Source organism: Desulforapulum autotrophicum HRM2, from assembly GCF_000020365.1.
In the GTDB taxonomy this organism is placed as follows: Bacteria; Desulfobacterota; Desulfobacteria; order Desulfobacterales; family Desulfobacteraceae; genus Desulforapulum; species Desulforapulum autotrophicum.
The window spans coordinates 3052343-3070881 of sequence record NC_012108.1; the positions used below are offsets into that span (position 1 = coordinate 3052343).

The following is an 18539-nucleotide window of genomic DNA, read 5'->3' on the forward strand; positions in this document are numbered from 1 at the left end:
TAGTCTCACACCTTTTTGTCGTTAATCTCAACACCCAGGGCTTTGATTTCCTGTCTGAGTCGGTCTGCAAGGGTCCATTGCCCGCTCAACCTTGCAGCCTCTCTCTTTTCAATAAGGGCTGCTGCCTCATGGGAAACCGATTTTCCCGGTTCGAATTCAAATATGTTCAACACGCCGTTGATCTCCCTGAAAAGCGCCAAAACCTCCCGGGCACCCCTGGCGTCAATCTGATGGCAGGCAATGAGACGGTTGAGGGTTTTTACCCCTTTGAACAGCACAGCCATCACCCCTGAAATTTTAAGATCATCGTCCATTGAAGAGATGAAACCATTGCGTATGTCATAAAGGAGCTGATCCATCCCAGGAAAGGGTTCCCCCTCCCGAACCTGGGAAAGGGACTCAATACAACGATCAAACCGGTCAAGGGCCCTCCCTGCGTCAATGAGCCCCTGGCTTGAGAAGGTCAGGGGTTTACGATAGTGACAGGAGAGAAGAAAAAACCGTACAACCCTCGGCTCCCAACCAAGTTTTTCAAGCAGATCAAGGTCAACCTCCCCAAGGGTTTCCACTCCCAGACTGCCATCATAGGTCACGCAATCACAGTGCACCCAGATTCTTGCAAGGGGCTCTTTTACAAGAGCCCTTGACATGGCGTTCTCGTTCTCATGGTGGGGAAACAACAACTCCCTTGACCCCGTATGGATGTCAAACCCGCCACCATGGTATTTCATTGCAAGGGCCGCACACTGGAGATGAAGGGAAGGTCGAACGTTGCCCCACTTTGTCCGGACGCACACCCCCCTTTTGAGCTCGGAAAGCCCCACCCTTTTAAGGAGGGTAAAATCCCTTGGATTATCTTTCTCATAATCATCCAGGTCAACGGTTGCCCCAACCCTTATTTTATCAAGATTCACCCCGGAAAGAGAGCCATAACCTTCCAGGCTTGAAATATCACAATAGAGGGAGTTGAGTTTTTCATAGGCAACCCCTTGTTCAACAAGCCTTTCTGCAACCGCCACCATATCTTCGATGTGCTCAGAAACAAGGGGATAGGCCTGGGCCGGACGCACCCCCAGACGAGTGAGGTCTTTTTTAAATGATCGAATATGGGGGCGTGTGAATTCAGGAACCGTCATGTCCATACGCTCAGATCCCTTGATGGTCCGATCATCCAGATCTGTTATGTTCACCACATGGTTGACGGTCAGTCCACGGTATTCAAGGTAGCGAACCAGAAGATCCGTTGCCACAAAGCGCCTGAACCGGGTCGGGTCCATGGCTTTATGAACCGTTGGCCCGCAGGTGTAGACGGCAACCTTGCCCTGGGCCTTTGGTTCAAACCGCTCCTGGCTGCGGGTCAGGGTGTTGTAAAGCGTAAGGTTAATATTGTCCTTGACCTTGAAAAGAGAGGTTGAAAGATATCTTTCACCACCGTCTGGGAAAATAACCACCACCGTGCCCTTCTCTATCCTGGCTGCCTCAACAAGGGCAACGGCCATGGCAGCACCGCTGCTCATGCCCACAAACAATCCTTCTTTTTTTGCCAGCATTCGAGCCGTCGCAAAGGCGGTTTCATCGTCGATGTTTATTTTTTCATCCAACAATGTTTTATCAAATATATCGGGCCGGTACGACTCCTTCATGTTTTTAAGCCCCTGAATCCCGTGGCCGAGATAGGGTTCTGCACCCACGATTCGTATCAGGGGATTAAGCTCCTTTAATCTGCGGGAGATACCCATAAGAGTGCCGCTGGTGCCAAGGGAAGCCACAACGCTGGTCACCTTTCCACAGGTCTGTTCCCAGATCTCAGGTGCCGTTGTCCGGTAGTGGGCAAGCCAGTTTGCAGGATTGTTGTACTGGTCTGTCATGAAATAGGTGTCAGGATTTTCCCGGGCAAGCCGGTACACCTCCTCAATGGCACCGTCCGATCCGAGGTGACCCGGTGTAAGCCTGATTTCAGCACCCCTTGCCTTAAGAATGCTCTTTCTCTCTTCGCTTGCGGATTCGGCCATGGTCAAAAGCAAGGGATACCCCTTTACCGAACAGATCATGGCAAGTCCAATTCCCGTATTCCCGCTTGTTGCTTCGATTACTGTCTTCCCCGGAATCAACTCACCGCTGATCTCCCCCTGTTCAATCATGGACAGGGCAGCCCGGTCCTTAATGGACCCGCCAGGATTCAAATACTCAAGCTTGGCAAGGATGGTAACACCTGGAAAGGAATGCATGTTTTTTATTTCAACCAGTGGGGTGTTTCCAATGGCGTCAAGAATAGAATAGGTCATGGTGGCTCATCCTTTAACCCTGGGATCAATCATGGCCGAATCAATGCCGACAAGATCAATACCAAGGCGTCTGTTAATTCCAGAAACAATTTCGGTAAAAACCTGCTCCTGGGTTCCCCTTGCATCAACCACAAGAAAACGGTCCTGTTCTGCTGCAGCAAGGGCAAGATAACCCTGTCTTACCCGTTCGTGGAACTCGAGGGTTTCCCTTTCAAACCGGCTTTCATCAAGGGTCCTTTCACCATCCGTCAATGCTTTAACTGTCCGGGCGAGGCCTGTTTCAGGATCAAGGTCAAACAAAATGGTGAGGTCCGGGCAAAGGTCCTTGACAACCACCGAATGGATGATGTCGATCAGCTCTTTGGATATTCCCCGGGCCGCCCCCTGATAGACCGTGGTGGCATCGGTGAACCTGTCGCAAACAACGGTTTTCCCCGCCCCCAATGCAGGAATTATCACTTCAGACAGATGCTGGGCCCGGTCTGCACCATAAAGAAAAAGCTCACACAGATCCGACATCCCGCTGTTCCCGGGATCAAGGAGGATGGCTCGTATTTTTTTTCCAATAACCGTAGCTCCAGGCTCTCTTGTGACAACGGCTTCATACCCATTTTGACCCAAACAGTCGACCAATGGTTTAATCTGTGTTGTCTTGCCTGAACCTTCAATCCCTTCAAGTGTGATAAACATAAATGACTCCCGACATTGCTTGACTTTTAAGGCTTAAAATGGCTTTATACAGTAAATTTTAGTTAAGTGCAAAACCAAACCAAGTTAAAATGCAAAGGCGTTGCTGCCAAAAGCCGGACAACCAAACTATGGAATCATCCCCATCCCCCATACAAAGACGAGCAGCCATGCTGCTGATACTGTTACTGCTGGCTCTGCCCGCCACGGCTAAAGCCCTCATGGACAAACAAGATCAGCCGGTCGCCTGGCATATTTCAGCAGCAAAGGGAACCCACGACTATGAAAGAGGTCTCTATATTGCCGACGGAGAGGTTGTAATCAAAGGCGGCACAACCCGACTTGAGGCAGACCATCTGGAGTTTAACAGCGCCACAAATGATGCCATGGCAAGGGGTCATGTGCTCTTGATCTCTGGAGAAGATACGGTCACCTGCGAGGCCCTTACCATCAACCTTACCACAGAGACCGGCACCATCTATGACGGCACCATCTTTGTTCAGGAGAACAATTTTTATATCCGGGGACAAAAAATAACAAAGACCGGAAAGGACAGTTACCTTGCCCAACAGGCATCCCTTACCTCATGCAACACCGAAACCCCTGACTGGAAAATTACGGCAAAAAATGTTCGGGTGACCATTGGCGGGTATGGGGTTGCAAAGCATGCCACCCTCTATGCCCGTAACATCCCTGCCCTCTACACGCCTTTTCTGGGATTTCCAGCTAAAACACGTCGTCAGACCGGTCTTCTTACCCCAGAATACAGCCTTTCTGACCGAAAAGGATTTGAGCTGAACCTGCCCCTGTTTCTGGCCATCAATCGAGCAAGCGATGCTACTCTGTATGCCGATTACATGGAAAAAAGAGGAACAAAACTTGGCCTTGAATATCGGTATATTCTGGGCAGTCAATCAAAGGGAACACTATTCTTTGATTATCTTGATGACCAGAAAATCGATGACGGAACTGATGCCACATCAGATTACAGCTATAGCACCACCCCCGATAGAACAAACACGGACCGTTACTGGTTCAGGATGAAGCACGACCAGGCCCTTCCCATGGGATGGAAGGCCAAACTTGATCTTGATGTTGTGAGCGATGCTGACTATCTCCACGAGTTCAAGGACGGATACACAGGGTTTACAAACACCCAGAACACCTTTGCCGACAACTTTGGCAGAAACCTGGACGACTATGATGACACCACCCGGACAAACCAGCTGAACCTGAACAGGACCTGGGATACCTACAGCCTGAATGTGGACGTTGACTGGTATGACGATGTGGAAGCCAGACAGTTAAATGAAGACGACACAACACTTCAGACCCTGCCGGCAGTTACCCTCAATACCGTGTATCAAAGAATCAACCGGTCTGACGTTTATTTTGATCTTGATGCCGGATACAAGAATTTTTTTCGCCAGGATACCACCTCGGCCCTGGTCAATGGCCAGCGGGCCGATATCCACCCCTCCCTTTATTATCCCATTAAAGCCGGCAGATACCTTAACGTTGAACCTTCCGTCGGCCTCAGGCAGACAGCCTGGTATTCCGACGACTACACCCTCTCGGGCGAGGACGAGAGTTCTGGAGGATTCAGTCACAGAGAACTTGTGGATTTAAACCTTGAAATGTCCACCCGGTTCTCCCGGATTTTTACCCCTGGCAACGATTTTGCCGAAAGAATTAAGCACGAAATTGTTCCCGCCCTGGAGTATAATTATATTCCGGATGTTGACCAGGACGACCTCCCCTTTTTTGATGACGAGGACAGGGTTGCAAGGCAGAACCAGGTAACCTGGTCCGTGACAAACCGATTTACCACTCGAAAGATCAAACCCGTCCCATTGGACAGAAAAACATCCGTTACTTCCATTGCTGATACCCCGGTGAACGCCACCCCAAAAACGCCCGAAACCCAAGTCGTCTACCATGAATTTGCCTGGGTAAAGCTCTATCAAACCTATTATTTTGATGACCTGACCTATTATGATGATGATGATGACGATGATGATGTCACACGATACGACATAGACAAATCCTTTTCAGACCTCAGTCTTGAAAGCGAGTTTTCCCCGTATAACTGGCTCTCCCTTGAAATGGATGTTGACTGGTCTGCCCAGGACAATCAATTCACAATGTGTAACACGGGTTTCACCCTGAAGGACAACAGAAAAGACACAGTTCAATTCCGATATCGCTACCAAAGTGAAGAGAGTGAACTCGTAGACGTGGACCCCTCAGAGACGCTGTATGTAAAAACAAACGTAGTCATCACCCCAAGTCTTAACGCATTTATATCCCATGAAGAGGATCTATATAACAACGAACGGGTTGAAACCTCCACAGGTATCGGGTACCACAGGCAGTGCTGGTCCATGGTCCTGACCTATCGAGACCAACCTGATGACAGGTCCGTTGGTTTTTTCATAAATTTATACGGCATCGGAGAGTTTGGACAAGAATGAGTCAAGAAAAATCATGGTACACCCTTTTAACCAAGAGCCGCTTTGAAAACGTTGTATTCAACGATATCCAGAAGAAATCCATTGAGGTATTTCTTCCAAAGATAAAAAAAAGAAGCCAGCGGAAAGACAGAAAATTAATGATCGATGTCCCCCTGTTTCCGGGCTATCTTTTTGTCAACATAACCCTTGACCCAGTGACACATTTAAGCGTGGTCAAGACCACGGGGGCCGTTCGGCTTTTAGGATATTCGTCGGGTCCGGTTCCTGTTCCATCAGCCCATATTGAATCCCTTAAAATCGTTACGGGGACAGGTCTTGACGTGGTCAGCGGGACTATTAATACCCTTCAAAAAGGGGAACGGGTGCTTGTAGTCCGAGGCCCTTTTTCAGGGGTCAAAGGAGAATTTCTGCGCCATAAGGGCAAGGATCGTGTAATCATAAAGATCGAAACCCTAGGCCAGTTTGCAGGAGTTGAAATTGACAGGGAAGATTTGGAGATATTACCAGCCATACTATCCTAACCCCTTGACATAGTATAAAAATTTGTTTAGATAGAGTTTTACACCCCACCTGGGGTTTAATTTTTTTTACGGAAAAATGGTCTCGCATACTGGTTTGCGCAAATGCCAGTTCCAGATAACATGAAAGAGGATCTATGAATAAACTTGAGCTGATCTCCGTCCTGAAACAGAGGGCTGATCTTACAAAAACTGAAGCCGCCGAAATTGTTGAAATTTTTTTTGACTCGTTGACCGAAGCCCTTGCCAATGATGAACGTGTGGAAATCCGAGGACTGTGCAGTTTTTTTATTAAAGAGTACAAAAGTTACACCGGTAGAAACCCCAAAACCGGTGCCAAGGTAACCATTCCCGCAAAAAAACTTCCTTTTTTCAAGTGCGGAAAAGAATTGAAAGAGCGAGTAGACTTCTAATCCATGCAGTTCCATGACCAGCCAGATACCTGTCTCAGTATCAAGGGTGGGGTTAACCTGCCCCAGGATCTTGTAGCCCTGCTTGCAACACTTAAAATTCCCAATGCACTTTTGTTTGTAGGCAACCCGGATCTTGGGAAAGTTGAAACGGCCCTTGCCTTTGCAAGGGCCCTGAACTGCCAGGGAGAAAAAAGGAACGACGGACTCGCCTGCGACCAGTGCAGGTCATGTAAAAAGATTCTTTCGTCCATGCATCCGGATATCATCTGTGTGGCCCCTGTAAAGGAGCGAATCAAGATCTCACAGATCAGGGAGATTTACGGGCAGATCAAGGCAAAGCCCCATGAGGCAAAGTTCCGCATGGTTCTGATTCAAGGGGCCGAGGCCATGAACCCCGAAGCTTCAAATGCCTTGTTAAAAATCCTTGAAGAGCCACCGGAACGTACTTTTTTCATTCTGACGACGGAACGAACCGACGGTCTTCTGCCAACCATCCTGTCCCGTTGCAGACAGGTGACATTTTCCCCCATGGACCAGGGAAAAATCGAACAGATCCTGGTCAGAGACCACGGCATTGACACAACTACGGCAGGGATTGCGGCTTCATGGTCCCAGGGAAGCCTTCAAAAGGCCCTTAAATTTACAGGTATTGTGAAGAGTGATGACACCACGGACTGGCCGGAAAGAAGAAGATGGATGATCACGGCAATTTCCACGCTGATCCGCGGTGCCAACCCAGGAGTAGCCCTCCTCCTTGCGGAAAAAATCAACCAGAATCCTGAGCTTCTCGGTGGAACCCTGGCCATTCTTGAAAGTTTTTTCAGGGATATGGTTGTGTTTAAATACAATACCGAAAAGATAATCAATTCAGACTTTCAAACCCTTTTAACCGAAACAGATTCTGGGATTTCAACTCAAAGGGTCCTTTCATGGATCACTGAACTCCACCATGTTGAAAAAAAAATCAAGGCCAATGCAGGCATCCGATTGACCTTGGAGGCTTTTTTGTTTAAGCTTATACCTGCCAGGCAATTGGCCTGACTCCATAACGCTCCACAGGAGAAGATCATGACAAAAATTGCAGGTATTCGTTTCAAACCTGCCGGTAAAATATACGATTTTGACTGCGGTGCCTTTGTCCTTAACACAGGTGATAAGGTGATCGTTGAAACTGAACAGGGACTTGGGTTTGGCGTTGTCACCATCCCACCGTCTGTTCTTGACCCGGACAAAAAAAAGAAACAGCTCAAAAAAGTATTTCGGATTGCAACGGAAGCAGATTTTCAAAAGCGGGAAAAGAACAAACAGATGGAAAAAGGGGCCTTTGCCTTTTGCCAGGGATGTATTTCAAAGCTTGGTCTGAAGATGAATCTTTTCACCGTTGAAAGCACCTTTGATGCGGTCAAACTCACCTTTTTTTACACGGCCGAGGGCCGGGTGGACTTCCGGGAACTTGTCAAAATTCTTGTCAAGGAATTCCGCATCCGTATTGAGATGCGCCAGGTGGGTATCCGGAACCAGTCAAAACAATGCGGCGGCATCGGCAGGTGCGGCCGTGAAATCTGCTGTTCTTCGTTCATGAAGAACTTTGACCCAGTTTCAATCAAGATGGCAAAGGAACAGGGGCTCTCCCTTAATCCCACCAAAATCTCCGGCCTTTGCGGACGACTGATGTGCTGTCTGACCTTTGAGAACAAGACCTACAAGCTGCTCAAAAAAGAGCTCCCAAAACCTGGAAAAATTGTTGAGACCCCCAAGGGTCCCGGCAAGGTAATTCGCCAGAATGTTCTCAGACAGACGGTCACTCTACGCCTTGAGGATGGTTCTGAATTTGAAGCTGACAATAAAGAGTTAAGCAAAGGGAAAGATTCGATCAATGAAGACAAGTGATCCCCGTTACTTCACAACCCCCATCTACTATGTGAATGCCAAACCCCACCTGGGGCATGCATATACCACCATTGCAACCGACGTTGCAGCCCGTTACAGCCGGATGTGCGCAAGACCAACCTATTTTCTGACTGGAACCGATGAGCACGGTGACAAGATCGTCGAGGCTGCAACCCGGGAAGAGACATCACCCAAGGCCTATGTGGACAGAATCAGTGCCCTTTTCAAGAACCTTTGGCCCAGGCTCAACATCAGCAACGACCATTTCATCCGGACAACAGATCCGGACCATATCAAGGTGGTGGAAAATCTGCTCACCCGGATCCACGAGTCAGGGGACATCTACTTCAGTGAGTATGAAGGTATCTACTGCTTTGGATGCGAACGTTTTTACCAGGAACGTGAACTTGTGGACGGGAAATGCCCTGACCACGGGACTGTTCCGAAAAAGATAAAAGAATCCAACTATTTCTTTGCCATGGGCAAATACCAGGATTGGCTCATTGATCACATCACCAGAAACCCCGATTTTATAAGGCCGGAACGATATCGAAACGAGGTGCTTTCGTTTCTCAAGGAACCCCTGGAGGATCTTTGCATCTCACGCCCAAAATCAAGGCTCACCTGGGGAATCACCCTCCCCTTTGACCATGACTATGTCACCTATGTGTGGTTTGACGCCCTGACCAACTATCTTTCGGCCTTGGGATATCCCGATGGAGAGCGGTTTAAGACTTTCTGGCCCCACACCCGGCACTTTGTGGCAAAGGACATTATCAAACCCCACGGCATCTACTGGCCCTGTATGCTCAAGGCTGCCGGGATAGACCCCTACCAAAGCCTCAATGTCCACGGATTCTGGAACGTGGGCGGATCAAAAATGTCAAAGAGCATCGGCAATGTCACCGACCCGGTTGAGATCATCGACACCTACGGGGTTGACACCTTTCGCTATTTTCTCATGCGGGAAATGGTGTTCGGACTTGATTCAAATTTTACCGAAGACTCCATTGTTCAACGGATCAATTCAGATCTTGCCAACGATCTTGGGAATCTTTTCTCCAGGGTGGTATCCATGGTCCACCGTTATTTTAAAGGCGAGACCCCCGGGGTTGACAAGGGTCTGGACAAGGATCTCTCCCTTGAGCACCAGGCCTGGGAGTGTGTTGAAAAATTCACCCTTCACATGGAGGAAACCGAATTCCACAAGGCTCTCATTTCGGTATGGGAGTTCATCAGCACCATGAACAGGTACATTGACACCCAGGCCCCATGGACTCTGTCAAAAGATCCGGAAAAAAAACCGGCCCTGGAAACAGTCATGTACAACCTTGTCCAGGGGTTGAGAACCGTCTCCTGCCTTATCTATCCAATCATGCCCGACACCTCCCACAGGATGCTGACCATTCTCAACATTCAACCACCCCGGGACCGAGACTTTTATACCATGGCTGAAATTTTCCCCTGGCATGGGGTCAAGGCCGGGACCTTGATCCAAAAGGCCCCTGTTTTGTTTCCACGAATTGATGTCCCTGTCGGCAAAAAAACGGCTGATACCAAACCTTCAAAAAAACAAGTGGGCAAGACCGGACTCAAGGATCCAAAACCTGCCGTTTCCATTGAGGATTTTTCAAAAATAGACCTGAGGAGCGGCCTTGTGGTTTCAGCAGAAAAAATTGAAGGCTCCAATAAACTTTTAAAACTCACGGTTGACCTTGGGGAAAAGACCCCCCGCCAGATCATTGCAGGCCTTGCAAAAGAGTATACGCCGGACCAGATTGTTGGGAAGGGCGTTGTCGTGGTTGCCAACCTTTTACCGGCCACCATCATGGGTGAAACCTCCCAGGGCATGGTCCTTGCTGTTAAACAGAGCAAAACACTGAGCTTGATCGAATTCAACGAAAAGATCAAACCTGGAAACCAAATCAGATAGATTGGGACAGCAGCAGAACTTAGATCAAATACACCTGGTCCCAGTGGCCAGTTCGAACAGAATAAATTAGGAGACAGGTTGTTCAATTACAACAGACAGCCCGGCTGGCGAGAATTTCAATCAGAACTGAGGTTGACCTCCAGGAGAAAAAAACGCTTACCGAGGTTGATAAAGTTTTTTTCTCTTGTTCTGATAACCGCAGGGATCATAGTCGCAATCGACATTGTTTCCCTTGAAAGCCTTCCTGAAATCGTTGCCACTGTAAAAAACCACCTCCCCATGGAAAAAACCCAGCCGGCAGATTTAATCGACTCCCCCGGGGAAAAAAGTGAAAAAACAACACAACAGACACCTATGACAAAGCAGGATTTAAGGGCGCTCTTGAACCCCTCACTGATTTTTAACACTGAAACGTCAAAAATTATGATCCAGGGGACCACTGAAAAATTCTTTGTTGAAACCAGCCTTGACCCCTCTCTTCAAAGGCTGCTCACTCGGAACCTTGACGAACTCAAAACCCTTACCCGGGGGAAACCCCAGCGGATTGGCCTTGTGGCCATGGAACCCTTTAGCGGAAAAATCGTTGCCATGGCAGGATTTGACCTTGGTAATCCCAGTGCCAATCCCTGCACCATGGACGACTATCCAGCTGCAAGTATCTTTAAAATTGTGACTGCATCGGCCGTGGTGGAAACCATTGGTTACTCCCCCGAGACCCCCCTTTATTTTAACGGCGGGAAATACACCCTGTACAAACGGCAACTCAAGGAGACCCAAAACCGCTACACCACACGAGTGACCCTGGCCAAGGCCTTTGCCGAATCCATCAACCCGATTTTCGGCAAAATTGCCGCAACACGGTTAGATCCTGAAACCCTTACCCTCTATGCCAGAGCATTTGGATTCAACCAGGCAATGGATTCTGATTTTTCCTTTGATTCTGGAAAAATGCTCATTACAGACAGCACCTATCAGCAGGCCGAAGTGGGTTGCGGATTCAACAAGACAACCACCATCTCCCCCATGTTTGGGGCCATGCTCTCTTCGACCATTGTGAACCAGGGGAACCGAATCGTACCTTCAGTGGTTGAGCGGGTAACAGATACAAAAGGCACGGTTGTCTATGCCAGCGCGCCACCCCACACCCAAAGGGCTGTGAATTCTAAAACGGCACGGGCTGTGCGAACCATGATGTCACGAACAATCACACAGGGCACGGCCAGAAAGGCTTTCCGAGGGGCACAACGGGATTCAACCCTGTCAAAACTTGAGATCGGCGGCAAGACAGGTTCCATAAACAGCAGGGATAACACCATCAGATATGACTGGTTTACGGGATTTGCCAAGGAAAAAAATGGAGAAAAAGCATTGGCTCTGGCCGTTGTTGTCGGCCATCGAAAATATATCGGCACCCGGGCGTCAACCTATGGAAAAATGATTTTCAAGCACTATTTCAACGCCTATTTTGCATCTAACAAGACAACCGCCAACCGCGGCTAAAATCTGGACCGGAGGACACCATGGTACGATTCACCCAAAACCTTTCCATGCTGAAAAATAAGATTTCACGACTGTTTACCATCCATGTTCAATTGGGTGTTTCCCTTAATCATGCAGAGGAGAATACCCTCATCCTCTTTCCTGTTGAACCCAACACCCTCTGCTGCGGACTCTCGGCCCTTGTGAGCTACAAAGCGCCGGCCACGGCAGATGAACACCTGGATTTACCAGCCATGGAACAAAAGGTTGACTGTTTAAGGGAAAACAGCCTGACCGAATGCCTTGCTAAAGCAATTGACCTTGGACAGAGCTACCTTGCCGGACAAGACTCCCTCCTGAATTTTCTCCATCAGACCCAGACCCTTCGAACCCGGACACCTTTTTTTGAACTCTTTTCCGACGCTTCCCGACAGACAGCGCTTTCAACCCTTGTAGCGGCCATGAAACGTCTTGTTGAAAAGGAAACTGACGAATTAAAACAGCGAATGGTTGACCTTTCCCTGGTTCAAGTCGACACGATAACACAGCGAATTGAGACTCTGCAGGACATCATCTGGTGTATTGAACACGAGGTGTTGGAAAACCTTAAAAAAGTTCACGATCTTTCCCTTGCCCCCCCCACGGGGGCAACCATGGAAGAGATCATAACATTCAAAAAAATCAATGCCGTTCTTAACAGCATCGACCGGCTTGAGGTCAGAGGCCGGGATTCAGCAGGCATCTCCCTCTTGTTTGTCCTTTCCAAGGAGGCGTTTGAGCATTTTCGCGACGCCCTTATCACGGCAGGCTTTGAAGAGCAGTTAAAGCTCAGGACCAACAGAACTGTTCTGACCAACAACAGCATCACGATCAGCGACACCCATCCTTTGGATGGAAGTCACCTGGTGAGCATCGCCATTGTCTATAAATTTGCAGCAGAGATCGGAGCACTGGGAGACAATGTTTCCTTTCTTCGCAACCAGATCAGAAACGATCAGATCCTTCACCTGCTTGCCCGTTCAAATGCGATGTTCAACACGGTTTCTGCCCACACACGGTGGGCTTCGGTGGGTGACATTACCGAGGCCAACTGCCACCCGGTTGACAATATGCCAACGGACAAGGAAATCCAGAAAAACGGCATCATCCATGTCAGTCTTAACGGTGATATTGACAACTATCTTGAACTTAAAAACGAATATGAACACCGCTATGATGCAATTCCCCCTGAAATCACCACAGACACAAAAATCATTCCCCTTCAGATCGAGCACTTCCTGAGGCAGGGGGAAACAATTGAAGAAGCCTTTCGATTGGCCGTCAACGACTTCCGTGGCTCCCATGCCATAAGCATGCACACGGACCTTGCTCCTGGAAAACTCTTTCTTGCAAGAAAGGGCAGTGGCCAGGCCCTGTTTATCGGTATTGGTAAAGACCACTATATCGCTGCATCTGAGCTTTACGGCATTGTGGAGGAGACCCAGTCCTTTTTCAAGCTTGATGGAGAACGAAGGGGACAGATCCTCATCCTTGACCAGAACAGTCCAGGAGGCGTTGAAGGGATCCAGTCAACCACCTATGACGGCACACCCATTGAAATCAATGAAACCAGAATCCAGACAAGTGAAATCACAGGAAGGGACATTGATCGCCAGAACTTTCCCCACTATTTTCTAAAGGAAATCTCAGAAGCCCCGACGTCCGTTGAAAAGACCCTGCAGAACAAATGGAAAACCTCACCCCAGACAGGGCTCTACGCAACCACCTTAACCCGATCAGTCATCCCGGAAAACCTGGAAACCGAACTCAAACGTGGCAGCATAAAAAGAATCCACTTCATCGGACAGGGAACGGCAGGGATTGCGGCCCAGGGGTGTGCCCACATCCTTGCCTCCTACCTTGATGGAACAGACATTGCCATCAAGGCCATGAAGTCATCTGAACTGTCTGGATTTGCCTTACGGGGCAAGGATGGCGATAAAGAAACCATGACCGAAGACCTTATCGTGGCCCTCAGCCAGTCGGGAACCACCACTGACACCAACCGGACCGTTGACATGGTTAAATCAAGGGGAGCCCACACCATTGCCATAGTGAACCGCAGGGATTCTGACTTGAGCTTTAAAACCGACGGGGTCCTCTATACGAGCAGCGGCAGGGACATTGAAATGTCCGTGGCCTCGACCAAGGCTTTTTACTCCCAGATCACAGCAGGCGCCATCCTGGGCCTCCACCTTGCTGCCATTCTCGGAACCATGACAGGGGAAGAAATCACCCGGGAGATTCAGGAGCTTGCAACAATTCCTGAAAAGATGCGACAAATCCTGACCATGAAACAGGCCATCAACCGTTCAGCAAAACGCCTTGCAGTAAAGAAAAACTATTGGGCCACAGTTGGCAGCGGATCCAACAAGACCTCTGCCGATGAGATCAGAATTAAATTGTCTGAACTCTGCTACAAGACCATCTCCTCTGATTTTGTTGAGGACAAAAAACATATCGATCTTTCAAGCGAGCCTTTGATCATCATCTGCGCCGCAGGAACAAGGGAGAGCGTACTTGGCGACATCATAAAGGATACGGCCATCTTCCATGCCCACAAGGCCGCTCCAGTGGTCATCACCACGGAGGGAGAAGACAGGTTCGACCCCTACAGCGATGATGTGTTTAAAATTCCCCACGCACCCGAACACCTGGCCCCCATCCTCAACACCCTGGTCGGGCATCTCTGGGGATACTATGCTGCACTTTCCATCAATGAAGGGTCGCAGTTCATGTACACGGCAAAAAACCACATTGAAGATCTTCTGGATGAATTTAAAATCATGGGCCGGGACATCTACGAGGTGATCCTTGAAAAAAAGTTCAGGGAAAGCATTGCCGCCTTCTATACGCAATTTTCAAAACGGCGCAGGGAAACCCTTTTTCCATCGGCCCTGGGCCTTGACAATGCAACCAACATCACCCTTGTATTGAAATACCTTTCGGGCAGGCTTCCTGTGTCTGACTTTGAGGTGGATTTTGCCCGAAAGGGAACCCCCAGCAATATGCTGGACACTTTTTTCCAGAGCATGGGCAAAGCCATCAACGCCATGGCAAGACCTGTGGATGCCATCAAACACCAGGCAAAGACCGTGACCGTCGGAACCAGCCGAATCACCGAAACCTTTGAAGGCATTGTGTTTGAAGAGCTTGCCCTGCACAACATCCGCATATCCCAGCTCACCAACAAGAATGTGATGGTGCTGAAAAATCTCCAGCAGGTAATCGGCGAAATCAAGGGAGGACTTCTCTACAAAATTTCCGGGCTTACCCTGCTTGGAGAGCCCTCGCCTGAAACCAGGATCAAGGTTGCCAGGAAAACCGGCTCCCTTGCAAACGAAATCTCGAGGGTGGAAAATGACCCCCAGCTCAAGGGAACCAAAAATATCATCGTAAAAGAGGGGAATGTCTATATTGGCAGGGGACGAAAGGATGGCCGCAGCATCCTTGTGATACCGGTTCTCTCGTCTGCAGCCAATCGATCGGCCGCCATTGAGTATCTTCTCTCGTTGAATGTTGGGTTCAAGGCGGCAAACGAGGTCTCGCTACTGAAAAAGATCAAGGCCCTTGGCGGTAAGCATGCCCGGATAAAGGATACCATCCTTGAATCAGGCCGCCTCAAATGGGACGACAACCTCCTTGACCTTGTGAACATTGAGACGCTTTTTGGCGACTCGGCCGAAAAAATTGCCGAGCAGATTGAGGCCAGGGGATAAAACGACAAGGGTCAGGCTTGAAGCCTGACCCTGTCAGCCTTTATTTATTTTTCAAGGACGCTTTGATAAAATCCCTGAAAAGGGGATGGGGATTGTTGGGTCTGGATTTAAACTCCGGGTGAAACTGGCAGGCCAGGAACCAGGGATGATCCTTTATTTCCACAATCTCCACAAGGGTTTGATCCGGTGAAGTGCCGCTGATCATGAGCCCTGCCTCCTCAAGCGTCTTTCGATATTCATTGTTGAACTCAAACCGATGGCGATGCCTTTCAGATATGGATTTTTCTCCATAGGCCGCCATGGCTAATGTTCCCTCCACAAGATCACAGGGATAGGCCCCCAGGCGCATGGTACCACCCTTGTCAGACAGGGTGTCCCGTTTTTCAATCTTTTTTGAGCGCTCATCGTACCACTCGGTCATGAGATAGATCACCGGATAAGGGGTGCGTGGATTGAATTCAGTCCCATTGGCATCTTCCATGCCGGCCACGTTTCTGGCAAATTCCACAACAGCCATGTGCATGCCAAGGCAGATGCCGAAAAAAGGCACCCGATTTTCCCTGGCATAGGTGACAGCCAGGATTTTCCCCTCAACCCCCCTGGAACCAAAGCCGCCGGGGACCAGGATACCATCGGCCTTTTCAAGGATTTCGCCATAGTTTTCAAGGTTAAGGGTCGAAGAATCCACAAACATGAGCTCTACACTTGACTCGTTGGCTATGCCGCCGTGGGTCAGGGCTTCGTTCAGACTCTTGTAGGATTCGGTAAGATCCACATACTTGCCCACAATGGCAATGGTAACTTTTGACCGGGGATTTTTAAACTTGTCAACCATGTCCCGCCACTCATCAAGCCTTGGTGACCGGGCCCAGATGTTGAGCTTCTGAAGAATCTTGTCACCCAGCCCTTCCTTGTTGTAGACCAGGGGAACCTCATAGATGCAGTCCACATCCTTTGCTGTAAACACGGCATCATCATCTATGTTGCAGAAAAGTGCGATCTTTGCCTTGATTTCCGGTGAAAGATAGCGGTCCGTACGACAGAGAAGAATGTCCGGCTGAATACCGATACTCCTTAATTCCTTGACACTGTGCTGGGTAGGCTTGGTCTTTAGCTCTCCTGCCGTGCCAATATAAGGCACAAGCGTCAAATGGATGTAGATAACGTTGTTACGGCCCAGATCGGCCTTGAGCTGACGGATGGCCTCAAGAAACGGCAGGGACTCAATGTCACCGATGGTGCCACCGATTTCAACAATGACCACATCCACCCCATGGGCCACAAGGGAGATGCTGCGCTTGATCTCGTCCGTAATGTGGGGAATCACCTGGACGGTGCCGCCGAGGTACTCCCCCCGCCGCTCTTTGGTAATGACGGAATGGTAAATTTTCCCCGTGGTAAAATTGTTGTTCTTGCCCAGCTTTGCCGTTGTAAACCGTTCGTAATGCCCCAGGTCAAGGTCTGTTTCCGCTCCATCATCCGTCACAAAGACCTCGCCGTGCTGAAACGGATTCATGGTGCCGGGGTCCACATTGATATACGGGTCTAGTTTCTGAATTGTTACACTGAGTCCGCGGCTCTCTAAGAGCATTCCGATGGCAGCCGAAGCCAGGCCCTTACCAAGGGAGGAGACGACCCCTCCTGTGACAAAAATATACTTGGTCGTATCAGACATTGATTCCTCTTCTAATATAAATTAGGTTGTTTTAGTTACTATTTGGGGCAAACGGTCAAGAATGTGATCCATACCTATTCTCATACAAAAAGATCTTCCGGAAAGATGCCGCCCATGCCAAGGGCCTCTTCAATTCGAATGAGCTGGTTGTACTTTGCCACCCTGTCACTTCTGGAAAGGGAGCCTGTCTTGATCTGACCTGCGTTGACGGCAACAGCCAGATCGGCAATGAAGGTGTCTTCAGTTTCCCCCGATCGATGGGAAATCACCGTGGTATAGCCGGATTCTTTTGCCATCTGGATGGTATCAAGGGTTTCCGTCACCGTTCCAATCTGGTTGAGCTTGATGAGTATCGAGTTTCCAATGCCTTCTGAGATTCCCTTGCGGAAGATATCCGGATTGGTCACAAAGACGTCATCGCCCACGATCTGGAGGGAATCCCCCAGCCGTTTAGTCATCATCTGCCACCCTGTCCAGTCCTGCTCTGCAAGGCCATCCTCAATGGAGTATAGGGCATATCGGGTCACAAGGGATTCATAGTAATCCACAAGCTCTTCGGATGTCAGCACCTGACCCTCTGATTCAAACACATATTTTCCGTTTTTATAAAATTCGCTTGCCGCAGCATCAAGGGCAATACCGATGTCCTTGCCCGGCCTGTAGCCCGCCTCCTCAATGGCCCGGATGATGAACTCGATGGCCTCTTCATTGGATTTAAGATTCGGAGCAAATCCGCCTTCGTCACCCACGGCCGTGCTGAGCCCCTCTTTTTTCAAGATCTTCTTAAGGGTGTGGAACGTTTCAGCACCCATGCGCACAGCCTCGCAAAGGGAGGGTGCGCCAAAGGGAAGAATCATGAATTCCTGGATATCAAGATTATTGGGCGCATGTGCACCGCCGTTGATGATATTCATCATCGGTACCGGAAGAATTCTTGCGTTGATCCCGCCGATATGCCGGTACAGTGGAATCTCAGCAGCCTTGGCCGCTGCCCTGGCCGCTGCCATGGAAACTCCGAGGATTGCATTTGCACCCAGTCGGGATTTATTTTCCGTGCCATCCATATCGATCATGGTTCTGTCGAGCCCGGCCTGATCCATGGTATCAAAACCAATGATTTCAGGCGCAATCACTTCGTTGACATTGGCAACGGCCTTGAGAACCCCCTTGCCAAGAAAACGACTGGCGTCCTGGTCCCTCATCTCAAGGGCCTCACGGGTTCCAGTGGAAGCGCCCGAAGGTACTGCCGCACGCCCCTGTACACCGCAGGCCAGAACTACATCGACCTCAACGGTGGGATTGCCCCGGGAATCAAGAATTTCCCTTGCCTTGACATCTATGATCTCAGTCATTGTATTCTCCCTATTTGGTTGGTTGTATTAAAACTTAATAACTACTCCCAATAAAAAACGATGTCAAGATTTCCA

At 49.3% G+C, this 18539-nt stretch carries 12 protein-coding genes; 8 read left to right on the plus strand and 4 right to left on the minus strand.

Annotated elements, in window-relative coordinates:
* Nucleotides 1-5: 5 nt before the first annotated feature.
* Together HRM2_RS13240 and tmk are read right to left on the minus strand one after the other, a co-directional pair.
* Nucleotides 6-2285 carry a cysteine synthase gene (locus HRM2_RS13240; RefSeq protein WP_015904531.1) on the minus strand — a complete coding sequence of 760 codons (2280 nt, stop codon included), beginning with the start codon at nt 2283-2285 and terminating at the stop codon, nt 6-8.
* A gap of 6 nt (nt 2286-2291) precedes the next feature.
* On the minus strand, nt 2292-2975 hold the full coding sequence (gene tmk / locus HRM2_RS13245; protein WP_015904532.1) for a dTMP kinase: 684 nt from the start codon (nt 2973-2975) through the stop codon (nt 2292-2294).
* Between the two features lie 167 nt (nt 2976-3142).
* Between tmk and HRM2_RS13250 the strand changes: the two genes are divergently transcribed.
* The 8 genes from HRM2_RS13250 (at nt 3143) to HRM2_RS13285 (ending at nt 15437) form a co-directional block, all read left to right on the plus strand.
* Nucleotides 3143-5446: an LPS-assembly protein LptD gene (locus HRM2_RS13250; protein WP_187149249.1), complete on the plus strand. Its 2304-nt coding sequence runs from the start codon at nt 3143-3145 to the stop codon at nt 5444-5446.
* Nucleotides 5443-5967 (plus strand): UpxY family transcription antiterminator, encoded by a 525-nt coding sequence (locus HRM2_RS13255; RefSeq protein ID WP_015904534.1) that lies wholly within the window; start codon nt 5443-5445, stop codon nt 5965-5967. Before HRM2_RS13250 ends, HRM2_RS13255 begins: the two co-directional genes overlap by 4 nt.
* A gap of 134 nt (nt 5968-6101) precedes the next feature.
* On the plus strand, nt 6102-6377 hold the full coding sequence (locus HRM2_RS13260; protein WP_015904535.1) for an HU family DNA-binding protein: 276 nt from the start codon (nt 6102-6104) through the stop codon (nt 6375-6377).
* 3 nt (nt 6378-6380) lie between these two features.
* The gene (gene holB, locus HRM2_RS13265) at nt 6381-7418 is read left to right on the plus strand and encodes a DNA polymerase III subunit delta' (RefSeq protein ID WP_015904536.1); all 1038 of its coding nucleotides are present in this window, start codon (nt 6381-6383) and stop codon (nt 7416-7418) included.
* A gap of 27 nt (nt 7419-7445) precedes the next feature.
* Nucleotides 7446-8267, plus strand: a complete 822-nt coding sequence (locus tag HRM2_RS13270; protein ID WP_015904537.1) for a PSP1 domain-containing protein — start codon at nt 7446-7448, stop codon at nt 8265-8267.
* Nucleotides 8254-10200: a methionine--tRNA ligase gene (gene metG, locus HRM2_RS13275; RefSeq protein ID WP_015904538.1), complete on the plus strand. Its 1947-nt coding sequence runs from the start codon at nt 8254-8256 to the stop codon at nt 10198-10200. The genes HRM2_RS13270 and metG overlap by 14 nt, the downstream gene beginning before the upstream one ends.
* A 165-nt stretch (nt 10201-10365) precedes the next feature.
* The gene (locus HRM2_RS13280; protein WP_232364024.1) at nt 10366-11700 is read left to right on the plus strand and encodes a penicillin-binding transpeptidase domain-containing protein; all 1335 of its coding nucleotides are present in this window, start codon (nt 10366-10368) and stop codon (nt 11698-11700) included.
* A 20-nt stretch (nt 11701-11720) separates the two neighbouring features.
* Nucleotides 11721-15437, plus strand: coding sequence for an SIS domain-containing protein (locus tag HRM2_RS13285; protein ID WP_015904540.1), 3717 nt, complete (start codon nt 11721-11723; stop codon nt 15435-15437).
* A gap of 40 nt (nt 15438-15477) precedes the next feature.
* Here HRM2_RS13285 and HRM2_RS13290 read toward each other — a convergent pair whose 3' ends face one another.
* The gene (locus tag HRM2_RS13290) at nt 15478-17112 is read right to left on the minus strand and encodes a CTP synthase (protein WP_015904541.1); all 1635 of its coding nucleotides are present in this window, start codon (nt 17110-17112) and stop codon (nt 15478-15480) included.
* Between the two features lie 80 nt (nt 17113-17192).
* Entirely contained in the window at nt 17193-18464 is a 1272-nt protein-coding gene (gene eno, locus HRM2_RS13295) for a phosphopyruvate hydratase (RefSeq protein ID WP_015904542.1), read from the minus strand.
* Nucleotides 18465-18539: the final 75 nt, after the last annotated feature.